At 38.8% G+C, this 17,010-nt stretch carries 14 protein-coding genes and 1 pseudogene; all 15 read left to right on the top strand.

The genetic code is table 11. The annotated features are described in order from the left end of the window. Positions 1-33 precede the first annotated feature (33 nt). The 15 genes and pseudogenes from IEX29_RS08795 (at position 34) to IEX29_RS08725 (ending at position 16,998) form a co-directional block, all read left to right on the top strand. Complete coding sequence (locus IEX29_RS08795; RefSeq protein ID WP_188734088.1) at positions 34-927, top strand: ABC transporter permease; 894 nt, start codon at positions 34-36, stop codon at positions 925-927. A gap of 14 nt (positions 928-941) precedes the next feature. Continuing rightward, a complete protein-coding gene (locus IEX29_RS08790; protein WP_188734087.1) occupies positions 942-1,958 on the top strand; it encodes an ABC transporter ATP-binding protein in 1,017 nt (338 codons plus the stop codon). Further along, positions 1,930-2,913 carry an ABC transporter ATP-binding protein gene (locus tag IEX29_RS08785; RefSeq protein WP_308423632.1) on the top strand — a complete coding sequence of 328 codons (984 nt, stop codon included), beginning with the start codon at positions 1,930-1,932 and terminating at the stop codon, positions 2,911-2,913. The genes IEX29_RS08790 and IEX29_RS08785 overlap by 29 nt, the downstream gene beginning before the upstream one ends. A 47-nt stretch (positions 2,914-2,960) precedes the next feature. After that, positions 2,961-3,230: pseudogene (locus tag IEX29_RS08780) on the top strand (M81 family metallopeptidase); the annotation flags it as partial. Between the two features lie 13 nt (positions 3,231-3,243). Continuing rightward, the gene (locus IEX29_RS08775) at positions 3,244-4,116 is read left to right on the top strand and encodes a sugar phosphate isomerase/epimerase family protein (RefSeq protein ID WP_188734085.1); all 873 of its coding nucleotides are present in this window, start codon (positions 3,244-3,246) and stop codon (positions 4,114-4,116) included. A 118-nt stretch (positions 4,117-4,234) separates the two neighbouring features. Further along, the gene (locus tag IEX29_RS08770) at positions 4,235-5,299 is read left to right on the top strand and encodes a Gfo/Idh/MocA family protein (RefSeq protein ID WP_188734084.1); all 1,065 of its coding nucleotides are present in this window, start codon (positions 4,235-4,237) and stop codon (positions 5,297-5,299) included. Positions 5,300-5,354: 55 nt separating this feature from the next. Beyond that, positions 5,355-6,398, top strand: a complete 1,044-nt coding sequence (locus IEX29_RS08765) for a Gfo/Idh/MocA family protein (RefSeq protein WP_188734083.1) — start codon at positions 5,355-5,357, stop codon at positions 6,396-6,398. 93 nt (positions 6,399-6,491) lie between these two features. Beyond that, positions 6,492-8,144, top strand: a complete 1,653-nt coding sequence (locus IEX29_RS08760) for an alpha-L-fucosidase (protein WP_188734082.1) — start codon at positions 6,492-6,494, stop codon at positions 8,142-8,144. A 96-nt stretch (positions 8,145-8,240) separates the two neighbouring features. Continuing rightward, a complete protein-coding gene (locus IEX29_RS08755) occupies positions 8,241-9,233 on the top strand; it encodes an asparaginase (RefSeq protein WP_188734081.1) in 993 nt (330 codons plus the stop codon). Between the two features lie 10 nt (positions 9,234-9,243). After that, positions 9,244-10,602, top strand: a complete 1,359-nt coding sequence (locus IEX29_RS08750) for a M17 family metallopeptidase (protein ID WP_188734080.1) — start codon at positions 9,244-9,246, stop codon at positions 10,600-10,602. Continuing rightward, entirely contained in the window at positions 10,595-11,281 is a 687-nt protein-coding gene (locus IEX29_RS08745) for a copper homeostasis protein CutC (protein WP_188734079.1), read from the top strand. Before IEX29_RS08750 ends, IEX29_RS08745 begins: the two co-directional genes overlap by 8 nt. A gap of 266 nt (positions 11,282-11,547) precedes the next feature. Continuing rightward, a complete protein-coding gene (gene mdlC / locus IEX29_RS08740) occupies positions 11,548-13,176 on the top strand; it encodes a benzoylformate decarboxylase (RefSeq protein WP_188734078.1) in 1,629 nt (542 codons plus the stop codon). Between the two features lie 81 nt (positions 13,177-13,257). Continuing rightward, positions 13,258-14,181: an AEC family transporter gene (locus tag IEX29_RS08735; protein WP_204799059.1), complete on the top strand. Its 924-nt coding sequence runs from the start codon at positions 13,258-13,260 to the stop codon at positions 14,179-14,181. Between the two features lie 284 nt (positions 14,182-14,465). Then, positions 14,466-15,740 carry a cytosine permease gene (gene codB, locus IEX29_RS08730; protein WP_188734077.1) on the top strand — a complete coding sequence of 425 codons (1,275 nt, stop codon included), beginning with the start codon at positions 14,466-14,468 and terminating at the stop codon, positions 15,738-15,740. Beyond that, complete coding sequence (locus IEX29_RS08725; RefSeq protein WP_188734076.1) at positions 15,730-16,998, top strand: cytosine deaminase; 1,269 nt, start codon at positions 15,730-15,732, stop codon at positions 16,996-16,998. Before codB ends, IEX29_RS08725 begins: the two co-directional genes overlap by 11 nt. The last annotated feature ends 12 nt before the right edge of the window (positions 16,999-17,010 follow it).

Here is a 17,010-nt window from a genome sequence, read left to right as displayed (position 1 = left end):
ATACATTATTTCAGCATCTAAGGAGGTGTTTTGATGTCTGAAACACAGATAACTACGGATCAGACACAATTCGTGGAAACAAAACAAGATTCCAATTTTAAAAGGCTGCTCCGTTCTTTTAAAAAAAACAAGTTAGCTTTATATTCCCTTTACGTCATCATTCTCTTGCTGTTGATTGTTATATTCGGGCCTTGGATTACACCATATGATCCGCAAGAGGCAAATTATGATAGCATACTGGAAGCTCCGTCATGGCAACACTTGGCCGGGACAGATGAATTTGGTAAAGATGTATTGAGCCGTTTGATTGTTGGTGCAAGGTTATCACTTGGTGTCGGTGTATCAGCAGTATTATTAGGAGCTGTAGCCGGAACCATTTTAGGACTGATCAGCGGCTTCTTTGGCAAATGGGTGGACAGAGTGATTATGAGAATTTGTGATATTCTGTTTGCTTTTCCTGATTTGGTACTTGCTATAGCGATGGTTGCGATTCTGGGACCAGGAATGAAAAACGTGATTATCGCGATTGCTTTTTTCTCCACCCCTTCTTTTGCCAGAATTGTTCGTGGAGAAACATTGGAAATCAAAGAGCGGCTGTTTATAGAAGCGGAAAGGTCGATTGGTGCAAAGAAAAGCAGGATTATCTTAAGACATGTTTTTCCGCAAACCATTTCTACCATTATTGTTTATATTACTATGAATATTGGCGGAGCAATCATATCTGCAGCCAGTCTGAGTTTCCTTGGTTTAGGTGCATCGCCGTCTTCACCAGAATGGGGAGCGATGTTAAGTGCTTCAAGAGATTATATTGGACATGCTTTTCACTTGATCTTTTTCCCTGGCTTGGCAGTGTTTATCACAGTGTTAGTATTGAACCTGTTTGGTGACGGATTACGTGATGTACTGGATCCGAAAACGAGGGATTGAAGGGAGTTATGAATATGACAGGTTTATTAGAGGTAAATAATCTGAAAACAGCTTTTATATCAGATGATAAAACTACACAAGTTGTCCGGGGAGTCAGCTTCGCAGTAAATAAAGGTGAAATCGTCGGTATTGTTGGGGAATCAGGCTGCGGAAAAAGTGTTACCTCTTTATCTATTATGCGGCTTTTAAAAGGAACATCCGGAACCATTCAGGATGGCGAAGTGCGATTTCATGATCAAAATTTATTGGATTTGTCAGAACAGAAAATGCGTAAGATTCGCGGGAACAGTATGTCTATGATTTTCCAGGATCCAATGACTTCTTTAAATCCCGTATTAAAAATAGGGAGACAATTGATGCAGGGGATTATGCTGCATTTAAAATACCCGAAGGAAAAAGCGAGAAAATATGCAGTAAGTATGCTGGAATCAGTGGGTATACCGAGAGCAGAAAGTATTATGAATGAATATCCTCACCAACTATCCGGGGGGATGAATCAAAGGGTAATGATTGCCATGGCAATGTCCTGTAATCCGGAGCTGCTGATTGCCGATGAACCTACAACAGCGCTGGATGTAACGATTCAGGCACAGATATTGGAATTAATGAAAGAATTACGTGAAAAACAAAATACAACGATATTAATGATTACCCATGACCTCGGTGTGGTATCCGAAGTGTGTGACAGAGTAATTGTCATGTATGCGGGAAGGGTTGTTGAAGAAGGAAAAACAGCCGAAGTGTTTGAAAATCCAAAACATCCATATACAGAAGGGCTCATAAAATCTATGCCGAAAATTGGGCAGAAACAATCACGGCTATACGCCATCCCTGGTCAAGTTCCAGATCCTGCAAACATGCCAAAGGGGTGCAAGTTTGCTGCGCGTTGTCCGCATGTCATGGATATATGCACAGAGAAAGAGCCAGATCTGATAAAGGACGAAGAAGGCCGGAAACACAGATGTTGGCTGTATCAGGGGGAATATGAAGGAGGGGAGAAGGTTGACGTCAAATCCAGTACTGGAAATTAAGCATATAAAGAAATATTTTAAAATATCTAAAGGATGGTTTGCTGAGAAGAAATATGTAAAAGCCGTGGATGACGTTTCATTTTCTATTGAAAAAGGCAGAACCGCAAGTATTGTTGGTGAATCTGGATGCGGGAAATCTACTTTGGCGCGATTGGTAAATGGTTTAATTGAAGCGGACAGTGGTGAAATCGTTTTTAAAGGTAACGATTTAACGCATAAAAATGAAGCGGTCTGGCGAACTTTCAGACAGCCTATGCAGATGATATTTCAAGATCCTTATGCATCTTTGAGCCCTCAAATGAAAATAAAAGATCTCGTTGCCGAACCCCTGCTCATTCATTATCCAAAAATGTCTAAGGCAGAAATAGAAAAGATTGTAAAGGAGACATTGGATATCTGTGGTATTGGAAGCCAACATCTCAGCAAATACCCACATCAATTCAGCGGTGGTCAAAGACAAAGAATTGGTATTGCAAGAGCATTGGTATTAAGACCTGAATTAGTCATTTTGGATGAGCCGGTGTCTGCGCTTGATGTCTCGGTACAGGCACAAATTTTAAACTTATTAAAAGATTTACAAGAGAAGTTTGATTTAACTTATCTGTTTATCTCTCATGATTTAAGTGTTATAGATCATATTAGTGATGATGTGGCTGTGATGTACCTCGGAAATATTGTGGAGATCTCATCAAGAGATACACTTTTTGAAAGTCCTAAACATCCTTATACACAGGCGCTGCTTTCTTCTGTTCCTGATAAGGATCCGAAGCTTAAGCGAGAGAGGATTATCTTAAAGGGAGAAATACCAAATGCAGCCAATCCGCCTTCGGGGTGTAAGTTTCATACGCGTTGTCCTTTTGCAATGAATGTATGTAAAGAAGTAGCCCCGGTGATGCAGACATTGGACAATGGGACACAGGTTGCCTGTCATTTGTATCAGGAAAATCAATCATAATTAAAATAGTATTTGTTTAGGAGAGGAGATACAAGAAAGTATTAACTAGTCATTTTAACTCAGAATCAAATGAATTTTCTAACCAGAATATGGGCTTTGAAAACTTTGTATTTAGATATGGAAAAGACTCGATCGATGCAATGAATGTAAGGAATATATTTGAAGATGCAGGAATTGAACTGGTTCCAAGTCTGTATGCGAATGGACGTCCAGGAGGGTTAATTACAAGAGATGCATTAGATTTTATTTTACACAGAATGACTGTAAAAGTAAAAACGCATTTACATGAAATAGAAACTAAAATTTACAATCTATAAGGAGTGTTGAAAAATGAAATTGGGAGTAAGTACGTATAGTTTATTAAGTGCTATAAATGCAGGAGAAATGGATGTAGTGGATGTTATTCAATGGGTTGCAGATAATGGGGGAGAACATGTAGAGCTTGTTCCTTATGGATTTACTCTGGTTGATAATTTGGAATTAGCAGACCGTGTTCGTGATAAAGCGAAAGAAGTAGGAGTTGAGCTTTCAAATTACTCGATGCCTGCTAACTTCGTGCAGGAAACGGAAGAAGCATTTCAGGAAGAAGTTGAACGGATTAAGCAGCATGTTGATTTACTCCATCGCATGGGAATCAAATTTATGCGGCATGATGTAACCGCGTTCACGTTACCTCCGGAAAAAAGAACGATTCAATATTTTGAGGAAAGCCTTCCATTAATCATCAAAGGCAGCCGCTTAATTGCAGATTATGCAAAGCAGTATGGTATAACAACCAGTGTGGAAAACCATGGGATGGCTGTCCAGCATAGTGATAGAGTCCAGCGCGTTGTTCAAGAGGTTGACCGTCCTAATTTTAAAACAACACTTGATGTTGGAAACTTCTTATGCGTAGATGAGGATCCGATTGTTGGCGTTAAGAAAAATCTGCCCTTGGCATCAGTAGTACATTTTAAAGACTTTTACATCCGCCCTTATGATCAATATCCAGGAGAAGGAAAATGGATTAAAACAGCAAATGAAAATTATATTCGAGGCTCGATTGTAGGTCAAGGTGATATTGAGATTAGAAAAGTAGTCAAACTTGTTAAAGAATCAGGTTTCGATGGTTACATTGCTATTGAGTTTGAAGGAATGGAAGAATGTAAGGAAGCTACTAAAATTGGCCTGGCTAATTTAAAACGTTTTTGGGAAGAAGCATAATTTAGATAGAAACAGTATAAGTAATGAGGATAAATCTTAGCATAGGGGCACGAAGAAATTATTGCAAAACCTGTGAATGAGAATTCTCATTCACAGGTGAATTGGAAGGGAGCATATTATGGGGAAAATCAGAATTGGAATTATCGGAACAGGTTCTATTTCGGAAATGCATTTTGAAGCTTATAAGAATCATAAAGATGTTGAGATAGCGGCTATTTGTGATTTGAATGAAGATAGAGTAATAGAACAAGCAAGGAAGCATCATGTAGACAAATATTTTACGGCTTATAAAGATCTCCTTGAATCGGATGATATTGATGCTGTTAGTATTTGTACCTGGAATAATTCTCATGCCGAGATTGCTATAACAGCTTTTAAAGCAGGTAAGCATGTATTGGTAGAAAAACCTTTGTGCAGGACTTTAGAAGAAGCAAAAAACATGGAAAAAGAAATTAAAAATAATCATAATCAAGTCTTTCAGGTTGGCTTTGTAAGACGTCATGGAACCGCTGTAAAGGTATTGAAGAAGTTCATTGATACAGGAAGTTTAGGAGAGATTTATTATGCAAAAGCTTCCTACCTGCGGGCACTGGGGAATCCGGGTGGGTGGTTTGCTGATAAAGAACGCTCAGGTGGAGGACCGCTAATTGATTTAGGTGTCCACGTTATAGATTTATCCTGGTACCTCATGGGAAAACCGAAAGTAAAATCGGTAAGTGGAAACATCTATCAACGTTTGGGTAACCGGTCGAATATAAAGAATAAATCATTTTATAAAGCTGCTGACTTTCATGCTGATCAAAATTCAGTAGAGGATCTGGTAAGTGCTATGATCCGGTTTGATAATGGAGCATCCATTATGGTGGATGCCAGCTTTACATTACATGCCAAAAGTGATTCAGGCGAGCTAAAGGTATTTGGAGATAAAGGCGGAGCTGAAATTGATCCTTCTCTTCATCTGACCACAGAAGAGAATGACACTATTTTAAATATTACTCCTAATATTGACCAGATGTCATTTACAATGCAGGATGGGTTTCAAAATGAAATTAATCACTTTATCTCCTGTATTAAAGGAGAAGAAGAAACTATTGCACCTTTTACAGATGGTGTTGAAATTATGAAAATTTTAGACGCTATATATAGATCCAGTCAAATAGGAAAAGAAGTTTATTTTGACTAGATTACAATAGTTGATGATATTTCATATGTTTGATATTCGTTTGGGGGGATAGCTATTGAATCAAATAATCAGGGTCGGGATAATAGGCGCCGGCGCAATTGCCCGGGATGTACATATCCCTAACTATCTAAAGCTGGGAAATAAAGTGGAGATTGTAGCCATTACAGATATAGTAAAAGAGAAAGCTTTAGAATTAGCTGATCAATATAATATTAAATATGTGTTTGAAGATTTCCAGACAATGTTTAATAAGGTGGAGCTGGATGCAGTCAGTGTATGTACACCAAATAAATTTCATTTTGGTGCAGTAATGGCTGCCTTGAAAGCTGGCTGCCATGTTTTATGTGAAAAGCCTCCTGCTATGAATGTCCGTGAAGCAGAGCGAATGGAAAATACATCTAATGAAGCGGGGAAAATTCTATCTTATGGCTTATGCTATCGTTACACAGCAGAAGTCCAAACATTGAAACGTATGATTGATGCAGGGGAATTAGGTGAAATTTACGCTGCACGTGTTCATGCCCTTCGCCGCCGGGGAATTCCCGGCTGGGGAGTGTTTACAAACAAAGAGCTGCAAGGTGGAGGAGCACTTATAGATCTCGGGGTTCATATGCTTGATACTGCGCTTTATTTAATGGGCTATCCAGAACCCGATATTGTTTTTGGAGTAACTTATAAAAATCTGGGAACAAAAAAGGGTGTAGGAATGTTCGGCGAATGGGATTGGGAAAATTTTTCAGTAGAAGATATGGCACGGGTAATGATTACTTTAAAAAATGGGGCATCTATTATTTTAGAAACATCATTTGCTGCAAATATTAAAAGCCATGAAGAGATGAGCGTGGCGCTAATGGGGGATAAAGGGGGAGCAGATGTTTTTCCTTTGCAGATTTATGAGGAGAAACACGATGCTCTTTTTGATATGACGCCCTCGTTCTTGCTGCCTCGAGATAAATTCGAAGAGCAGTTTAAGACATTTATTAATAACTGTTTAAATAATTCAAACGTCAGTAACAAAACAGATGGCGTGATACTTCAAAAAATAATTAATGGTGTTTATGAATCAGCTTCTAAAGGGGTTCCGATTAAACTAGCTTAATGAAAGAGGATTTTTAAATTATAAAAACGTAGTATTACATAGTAATAATCTTATTATCTATACGGCTATTTTGCTAAATGAAAAGGTGATTTGATGCAGATAAATAATCAAGGACTTCAAGGAATTCCCGGAGAGATTATATTAGATTCTCCAGAACCTGTTAAATCATGGAGAGAGCTTCGCTACGGAATGTTTATTCATTTAGGGTTATACTCTTATCTCGGTGGTGTATGGCAGGGTGAAAAAATTCAAAAAGGATACAGTGAACAAGTTCAAATGTGGGCAGACATACCTTTTGATGAATATAAAAAAGTTGCTTCTCATTTTACATTAGAGTATTTTGATGCAGAGGCTATTTGCCGTTTGGCTAAAAACAGCGGCATGAATTATATTGTAGTTACCAGTAAACATCATGATGGTTTTTGTATGTTTAAAACGAAAACAACGGATTATAATGTGGTTGACTCCACCCCTTTCGGAAAAGATGTCCTTCAATTGTTATCTGAAGAATGTGCGAAGCAAGGATTAAAATTCGGGGTTTATTTTTCATTGGTAGATTGGCACCAAGGTCACGATTTTGATTTTGACAATAATAATACCATTCCTGAATCGATGGAGCCTTTAATTGAACAGCAGCTTACCGAATTAATGCGTCATTATGGACCGATTGCAGAAGTATGGTTTGATATGTCATCTCCTACGAAGCGGCAAAGTATCAAGTTTAAAAAAATTGTACGTAAATACCAGCCAGGTGCAGCAATTAACGGGAGAATATGGAATAATGAAGGAGATTTTCGTACATTAAATGATAACCAAGTACCTTCTGACAGATTGGATGGAGCCTGGCAAACTCCTGCCTCCATATACAATGCAACCTGGGGTTATAGAAGCTGGCAGAAAAGAGACAATTTTGATTTGAAGGTCTATCAATTATTAAAAGGATTGATTGCTGCCAGAGCAAGAGGAGGAAATTATTTATTAAATGTTGGCCCACAGGCTGATGGATCCTTGGTTGGGTTTGAAGAGGAAGTTCTTCAAGCAATTGGTGAAGAGATTAAGCGACACCCTGAAGCAATATTAAAAGCAAATCCAACTAAATTTTATAAGCAAGAGTGGGGAGAAATCACAAGTCTTGGACAAGATTTATTTTTACACATTACTAACCCGCCTGAAGATAATAAAATAACACTTTCAGGGTTAGTTTCCCGAATAGATGAAGTTGTAGAAGATCAAACAAACCAAAAGCTGGTATGGAGTAAAGAGAATCTTGATTTAAAGGTTATTTTACCTGATCAATTAAAAAGAAAAAACTTAATAATTATTAAAGTGAAGCTGACTGAACCATTTTATCTTATTCCAGGTAATACGGTTTCTATAGGTGAAGACGATGTATGGAAAATTTCTGAAGAAGCTATGGAATATGGGTATAATTATGCTGATCAGGGCAATTATACAAGTCTTACAAAAACAAATATCAGACAGTCTTTTTACCTGTCCAATGATTCAGCTGGAGAAGTCAGTATTCGGATCTTTGGAAATAGTCGCCCGGATTACATTTATTCTGTAAAAGTCGGATCTGAGAAAATAACTATGGAGGGTAAGGATTTGCTTCAATCAGAAATCGGCCCTTTTAACATTTGTTTAACGGAGACTATCATTCCCATACATATCACATTGGCAAATCCGGATTATTTTAATCGGGAGATGGAACTGGAAGTAGAATCAATTCATGTTTCTCTAAAATAAATGGAAAGGTTAACTTTATCAAATGGATAAATATAAAAAGATTTTGGGTTATAGATGATTGTGGTAATATCCTAAATAAATAGAAGGTGAAAATAAATGAGTACCATTATTGCAGAAGAATATCGCGGTGGAAGCTTAGAAAACAAACATAATGGAATAATATGCGTGTTAAATGAACAGAAAGAAGTGATTTATTCAAAGGGAGATGTGGAGCATACACCTGTCTTTTACCGATCTGCCATGAAGCCGATCCAGGCGATTCCTGTATTTGACACAGATATTGAGGACAAATATAGCCTTGAGGCTGATGAAATGGCATTGTTTTGCGCGTCACAGCGAGGAGAAAGCTATCACCAGAAAAGCTTGAAATCTTTAATAAAAAAATTAGAATTAAGCGAAGAATCACTGATATGCGGAGAGAGCTATCCTTTAAATGAATCTCCTAAAATTGATTATATTTGTAAAGGGCATAAAAAGCGGAAACTGCTGCATAATTGTGCAGGTAAACATCTGGGGTTCCTTGCTTATTCAAGAGAACTTGGATATAGCATCGCAGACTATGGAGAGTTTAATCATCCGATTCAAGAACGGATTAGAGAGGAAATCGAGGTTTTAAGTGAATATCCCAAAGAAAAGATGAGTGCAGGAAAAGATGGCTGCGGAGTGCCGGTGTACGGCGTTCCATTACGAAATATGGCTCTATCTTATCTTAAGTTTGTGAAGCCGGAAATGATGAACGATAAGAAAAAAGAGAAGATACTGAAGAGAATTTCTGACACAATGCAGGCCCATCCAGAGATTATTGCCTCTCATGATTTTATATGTACGGTATTACTGGAGGATGAGAATATTCTTGCAAAGGGCGGGGCGCAGGGAGTTTATTGTCTTGCACTGAAAGAAGAAAAAATCAGTATTGCTTTAAAGGTTCAAAGCGGAACCGAATTGCTCTGGCCATTAGTTGTTGCTGAAATTTTAAAGAAAATAAATTATAAAAATAAGCGAACCATTGATAATCTATATAAACTGCGTTCTTCCAAGGTATTGAGTGATGCCGGGGAGGTAGTAGGAGAAACAAAAATTATCTTATAGGGATGATGATATGAAAGCAAAATTAATATTCTATAAAGAAAAAAAAGAACTTCCAGATCAACTGCAAGGCAGAAGTGTATGTGACTTTGGCGAGATGTTTCAATGCTATGACGAGCATATAGACTCTATATATGTTTGTCATGCACAATCTAATAAGCTATATGATGAATTAGAATGGGAGAAGCTTGGTAATATGTGTTATACGTTTATTGAGAAGAACCATATAACCAGTGTAGAAATCGATGAGGGTAACTGTGCAAAAATTAATCTGGCAGATTTTTTAGAAGGGTTTTATAAAGCTGATTATAAATTTGACCGTTATCTTTCTGCTAACATGGAGAGAAAAGAAGTATCTGTAAAGCTGCCGAAGCAATTTAAAGATACTGCTATAGATGCAAAGAAAATTGCAGAAGCTGTTCATGTTGCTCGCGATATATGTAATGAACCGGCTAATAAATTATACCCGGCGAGCTTTGCCGATTATTTGAATCAGTTATTTAAGCAAACGGATGTCGAAGTGGAAATTATCGGGGGCAAGGATTTAAATGAGAAAGAATTTTATGCAGTTGAAACAGTAGGAAAAGGCAGTGAATATGAGCCCTGTGTTGCTGTATTAACACTAAAAAATTCAGATGGAAATCCGGTTGCATTAGTTGGAAAAGGAATCACCTTCGACTCTGGCGGAGTGAACGTAAAGACCGGGAATGCTATCGCCGAAATGAAAATGGATCTTGGCGGTGCAGCAGCGGTTACCGGAGCAATGAAGCTATTAGCAGATAAGAATATTAAGTGTCATGTTAAAGCTATTTTACCTATGGCAGTCAACGTCAGCGGTGCCAGTGCTTATCTTCCTTCTGATGTGATAGAATTCAGAGATGGTACGACTGTAGAGGTTGGGAATACAGATGCTGAAGGCAGGCTGGTTATCGCTGATGCTATTTTATATGCTCAGTCTCTTGAAATTAACCGGATTATAGATATTGCTACTTTAACAGGTAATGTGGGACAAGCATTGGGTTTGAAGACCGCAGCTATATTCAGTAATGATATAAATCTTTCCGATAAATTATACAAGTTTGGTCAAAAAAGTGGAGATAGTGTGTGGCCGATGCCGCTTGAAAAAGAATATAAGCAGTATTTGCATAGTCAGGTTGCGGATATATCGAATATGAGCAGCCATCAGTTTGCGGGCTCCATTACTGCAGCATTGTTTATTGAGCACTTTGTAAAAGAAAACACAAAATGGCTTCACATTGATATGGCAAATACGTCAAAAATTTTCCCGGATGCTGCTTTAGGTGCCTCTGGTTTTGGGACGAAACTGCTTTATGAATTCGTTGTTCAACAGGAGGAGCTTTGGAATGATTGAATGTATTGTTCAAAATGCAAGAGATGCAAAGGATGCTGAAAAACTTGGAGTTACAAGATTAGAATTAGTTTCAGCAATTGAATTGGGCGGTTTAACGCCAACTTATGGAACATTCAAAAGTGTGATAGATAGTGTCCATATCCCTGTGCAGGTAATGATTAGACCGCATGATTATGGGTTTATATATAACCAGGCTGATAAAGAGGTCATGAAGAAAGATATTTCTTTACTGCATGAAATGGGACATCATCGGATTGTTATCGGAGCGTTGAATGAAGATAAAACAATAGATACAGATTTTTTGGATGATTTATTCAGGGAATTTCCTGAATTGAATGTTACTTTTCATCGTGCTTTTGATGAGGTTGGAGATCAGATAGAGGCCTATCAGACTTTATCGGCCTATCGGAAAAATATTAAAAGAATCTTAACCTCCGGTGGTGAGGATAATTGTGCGGCAGGAGTAGATTCTCTGCGTCAACTTGTTCAATTACAGCATAAATTGCAGGGACCAAAAGTTTTGGCGGGCAGTGGATTGAATGTAGATAATATACAAACGTTGCATAAAACAATTCAAGCGGATGAATATCATTTCGGCAGTGGAGTTAGAAGGAAACAGTCTTTTGAAGAGAGTATAGATAGAGATAAAATAAAAAGGATAATTAATATTCTGCGCTGATTTGAAAGGTACAAATTAAAAATGGATTTTTACCAGCCAGTAACGGCCCGATTTGTTCGGGCCTACAGGATATAAGTCACAAAAGTGTTGCGGCACGATGTCACGAACTTAGCCTTTGTTTCTTGAACAGTAGAGATTGAAAAAATCTTATCGAATAAAATATCACTCTATTAAAAAATTTAAGGTTTCATTGTTTATAGTTAGGGTAATAGAAAAAGTAGCAAAAAATCTCTCTATTACAAGGAAGAAAAAAAGGAGTGCATTATATGACATACACTGTACGAGACGCTACTTTTGAAGTATTAAGAGAACTAGAGATAAAAAAAATCTTTGGAAATCCAGGATCCACAGAAGAAACCTTTTTAGAGAATTTTCCGGATGATTTTTCTTATATTGAAACATTACATGAAGCCTCCGCTGTAGGTGCTGCTGACGGTTATTCTCAAGGGACCCGGCAAGTTTCTATGGTCAATGTCCATACTTCTGCGGGCTTGAGCAATGCAATGAGCAATATAATGACCGCTTCTATGAACAAAACACCAATTATTATTACAGCTGGAACCCAGACACGCGAGATGCTCCTTCATGAGCCTTGGTTAACCAATATCGATGCTGAAACGGTCCCAAAGCCTTTTGTTAAATGGAGTTATGAGCCTAAAAGAGCAGAAGATGTACCGGGTGCATTTATGCGCGCGTATGCCATGGCAGTGCAAGAACCGGCTGGCCCCGTTTTTCTATCCATTCCTTTAGACGACTGGGATAAACCAATTGAAAATTTACCTCAAATTAGAAATATTGAACCCAGAGTTGCCCCCAATCCTTATAAATTAAATGCGTTTGCGGAAAAATTGAATAATGCGAAGAACCCAATACTTATTTATGGTTCCGATATTGCCAGAAGCGGCGGATGGGAAAAAGGAGTTCAACTAAGTGAGAAAACGAATATCCCGGTCTGGGCAGCTCCTTCGTCAGAACGAGCACCTTTCCCAGAAAATCATGAGCTTTATATTGGCGGTCTGCCGTTTGCCATTAAGCCTTTAGCTGAAAAATTAGAAGGTCATGATGTAGCGCTGGTTATTGGAGCACCTGTATTTCGTTACTATCCATATGTACCTGGGGATTATCTGCCGGAAAATCTGGAATTATTGCATATTACGGATGATGCTCACGAAGCAGCAAAAGCACCTGTAGGAGACACGCTGGTTTCCAACGCTGCTTTAGCTATTGAAGCATTACTTCCACTGGTAACGCATCACGAGAAGAATAAAGAAATTATCAAACTGGAGCATCGGATGGCGCCCCATGAAACAAGCAAGCCGGATAAAGAAGCAGATAATAATTTGCTTCATGCTTATGAGCTATTCAAGCAGCTCCATGATAGTATGCCTGAAAATACGATTTTAGTAGAAGAGACTCCTTCAAACTTGGGCGATCTTCACAAAGCCTGGCCAATTAATCAGCCGGATACTTTCTATACTTTTGCCAGCGGCTCATTGGGCTGGAATTTACCAGCCAGCCTGGGACTAGCTTTTGCAGAAAAAGAAAAGGGGACAAACCGGCCTATCGTAGCTATCATTGGTGATGGCTCTATACAATATTCCATTCAGGCTTTGTGGACGGCAGCACAGCATGATTTACCAATCCTATTTGTCGTACCAAAAAATAATGAGTATGGAATTTTAAAATCATTTGCTGTGGCACAAGATACGCCAAATGTCCCTGGTTTAAATATTCCGGGCATAGATCATGTCTCTTTAGCAAAAAGCTATAACTGTATTGGTAAAAAAGCTGATACCCATGAGGAGGTTGCTGAAGTCATTGATCAATTTTTAAAAGATCAAAAGCCGACTGTTATGGAAGCAGCTATTAATCCATCTGTTCCGCCGTTATTTTAAAAAAAGAAAAAGAGGTTAGTACGTACAAATTATAGTAGTGCTAGCCTCTATTTATAAACACAAACGCTTGGGGAGAAAATCATGACAACATTAATTACGGTATTGCTGCCTATTGTAGTCACCTTAGGGTTAGGCTTCTTTGCAGGCTGGCATAAAGATTTCACTCAAGGACAAAGCACGATTTTAAACCGGGTCGTCATGTTGTACTCCTTGCCAATGAGCCTTGCAGCCGGCATCCTCAGTATCGATCGATCTGAATTGTTTGACAACATCCCTACGTTCGTCGGCCTGTTTATTGTAATGATTGGAGGATACTTTCTTTGCCTCTTCATCTTTAGATTTATTTTCAAAAACTCCATTGGCGTAACTGCTTTAAGGGCATTAGCAATTACAGGGCCTGCCGTTCCTTTTGTCGGCCCCACTGTTTTAAGTACCATGTTTGGTGCCAGTGATTCAGCGCTCGTCGTTTCTTTAGGAAGTATCCTGATGAATTTAATTCAAGTACCTGTCACTTTAGTATTGTTATCACTTGGAAATCAACAAAGCCAAAGCTCTTTTTTTAAAATTATTAAAGACGCAGTAAAGGAGCCTGTTGTATGGTCGCCTATTCTTTCGTTTATTTTAGTTTTGATAGGGTTTCAGCTCCCTTCCGATATTGGCGGATCTCTTACGTTATTAGGAACTGCAACAGGCGGAGTGGCTCTATTCGCATCGGGGATTGTTTTATATGCGCAAAAAGTATCTATTTCTAAAGATGTTATTGTCAACGTGCTGGCTAAATCAATCTTAATTCCATTGATCACTTTTTTGATTACATGGGCGCTCAAAGATTCCCTGCATACGATTGAAATAACAACTTTGACAATGGCGATTCCAACAGCATCCATTCCTGTTATCCTTGCAGTAGAATATAAAACATATGAAAAAGAAGCAGCCTCCACGCTGTTCTTTAGTACATTGATTTCAATCATTGCGATGGGAATATTAATATTTATAATTGGATAAAAATATTAATACCTGAAATTTCCAAGATGACAACTTGGCAATTTTGTGCCATAATATATTTTGATAAAACATACTGGTACCTTTAAATCAGTCCAGAGAGGCTGACAAGGACAGCGCGAATAAAATAGTCACATGTGAGTACCTTTGGGAAAGGTATATTCAAATGTATGCTATTTAGGAAAAGCTTCTTGTCAGAGATTGGACAGGGAGCTTTTTTTCTGTCTATAATCTCGATTAAGTTTTCCGGTGCCAGTTTCTTATATTAAAACACTGGAGGAATTGGTATGTCACAAATAGATAAAGAATTTTCATTGCAGGCAGTGCCGCAATCACATCGGAACGGATTCTGGAAGATTTTAGCAGTAATGCTCTCGCTCAGCTTTTTCTCGGCAAGTATGATGTCTGGTGGAACATTAGGAACAGGGCTTTCTTTTGCTAAGTTTATCTGGATTGTACTGGCTGGTAACCTGATTCTGGGGCTTTATACAGGTTCTCTGGCTTACATTGCTTCTAAAACTGGATTATCTACACACTTATTAGCACGCTATGCGTTTGGAGAAAAAGGATCATATCTAACCTCCTTTCTGCTTGCTTCTACACAAGTATGCTGGTTTGGGGTAGGGTTGGCGATGTTTGCTATTCCGGTTGCTACGGCGACAGGATGGAATGTATATCTGCTTATCGCTGTTTTTGGCCTGCTAATGACTGTTTCAGCAATTTTCGGAATGAAAACTTTAACCATTTTAGGATTTATTGCAGTGCCGGCGATTGCGATTTTTGGAAGCTATTCCATGTCTAACTCCGCACAGGAAATTGGAGGGCTGCAAGGACTATTCGCTTATGAACCGGCACAGATAATGAGTGTGGGATTGGCTTTAACAATTTGTGTTGGGTCCTTTATCAGTGCGGGAACACTGACTCCTGACTTTGCCCGTTTTGCAAAGTCAGCGAAATCAGCAGTATGGGCAAATATTATTGCTTTCTTTCTTGGAAATTCATTGATGTTTTTATTCGGTGCAGTCGGCGCTATGGCTTTTGGAATCGCCGATATTTCGGATGTGATGTTTTTACAAGGACTGATGATTCCTGCTATTATTGTATTAGGCTTAAACATCTGGACAACGAATGATAGTGCTCTATATGCCTCCGGTTTAGGATTTGCTAACATTACAAAATTACCAAAGAAAAAAATTGTTGTGTTCAATGGAATTGTCGGGACTGTCGCTGCAATATGGCTGTACAATAACTTCATTGGATTCTTAAACATTCTGGGATCTGCACTGCCATCCATTGGAGCGATTATATTAGTCGATTACTTCCTGGTCCGCCGCAGAAAGTACGAATCCTTTGAAACAGTAAAATTTAAGGCTGTAAACTGGGTAGCAATTATTGCCTGGGCCGGCGGAGTAGCAGCTGCGAACTTTGCACCGGGAATTCCGCCAATCAATGCCTTAGTAGGAACGTCTATCATTTATGTTGCCGGAATGAAAATAATGTCTCAAAAAGAAAAGGTCACAGCACCATTAAAAGAGAAGGATGAGGTAGTCAGTGATTATTAAAAATGCAAAGCTAAGAGGAAAAGAAGGTCTTTGGAATATTGTCATAGAAAATGGTACATTTAGTGCCATAACAGAGGAGTTACCAAACTCTGAAGATAAAGAGGTTATTGATGTGAATGGAGCGCTGGTTCTTCCACCTTTTATTGAGCCGCATATCCATTTAGATACCACATTAACAGCAGGGGAGCCTGCCTGGAATCAAAGTGGAACGTTATTTGAAGGAATCCAGCGCTGGTCGGAACGAAAAGAATCCTTAACGATGGAAGATGTGAAAAAGAGATCAAAAACAGCATTGAAGTGGCAAATTGCTCAAGGGATCCAGAATGTCCGTACCCATGTGGACGTGACAGATCCAGAGCTGACGGCGTTAAAAGCGATGCTGGAAGTGAAGCAGGAAATGGCTCCTTATGTTGATATCCAGCTGGTTGCTTTCCCGCAGGAAGGAATTCATTCCTACCCGAATGGAAAGGAACTTTTGGAAGAAGCATTAAAAATGGGTGCTGATGTTGTCGGTGGTATTCCGCATTTCGAATTTACAAGAGAATACGGTGTAGATTCTATGAGAGTCGCGTTTGATCTTGCTGAGAAATACGATAAATTAGTGGATATTCATTGTGATGAAATTGATGATGAGCAGTCCCGATTTGTAGAAGTAGTTGCAAAAGAGGCTTATGAGCGCGGCTGGGGCGAGCGTACAACAGCCAGCCATACGACAGCAATGGGTTCTTATAATGATGCGTATACATCGAAGCTTTTCCGTCTGCTGAAGATGTCTAACATTAATTTTGTATCGAACCCGCTTGTTAATATTCATCTTCAAGGCAGATTTGATACGTATCCAAAGCGCCGCGGCTTAACTCGTGTGAAAGAGCTGCAGGAGGCAGGAATGAATATCTGCTTCGGCCATGATGATATTTTTGATCCATGGTATCCGCTTGGAACAGGCAATATGCTGCAGGTGCTGCATATGGGGATTCATGCGTCTCAATTAATGGGCTATGAACAGATAGTTAATTCAATTGACTTAATCACAAAAAACAGTGCAAAGACATTGCATATTGAAGATAATTATGGCATTGAAGCAGGCAAGCCGGCGAATTTCATCGTTTTGTCCGCTGATAATGAGTATGATGCGATTCGCAAGCAGGCTATTGTGACACATTCCTTCAGAAACGGAAAAATGATTGCTCATACAAAGCCAAGTGAGGCATCTATTTTGTTAAATGATACGGAAGAGAAAGTAACCTTTCAAAGATAAAGGAAAAGCGCA

The sequence above is a fragment of the Oceanobacillus neutriphilus genome, from assembly GCF_014645515.1.
Lineage (GTDB): Bacteria > Bacillota > Bacilli > Bacillales > Amphibacillaceae > Oceanobacillus > Oceanobacillus neutriphilus.
This window is presented reverse-complemented; position numbering and strand designations above follow the sequence as displayed.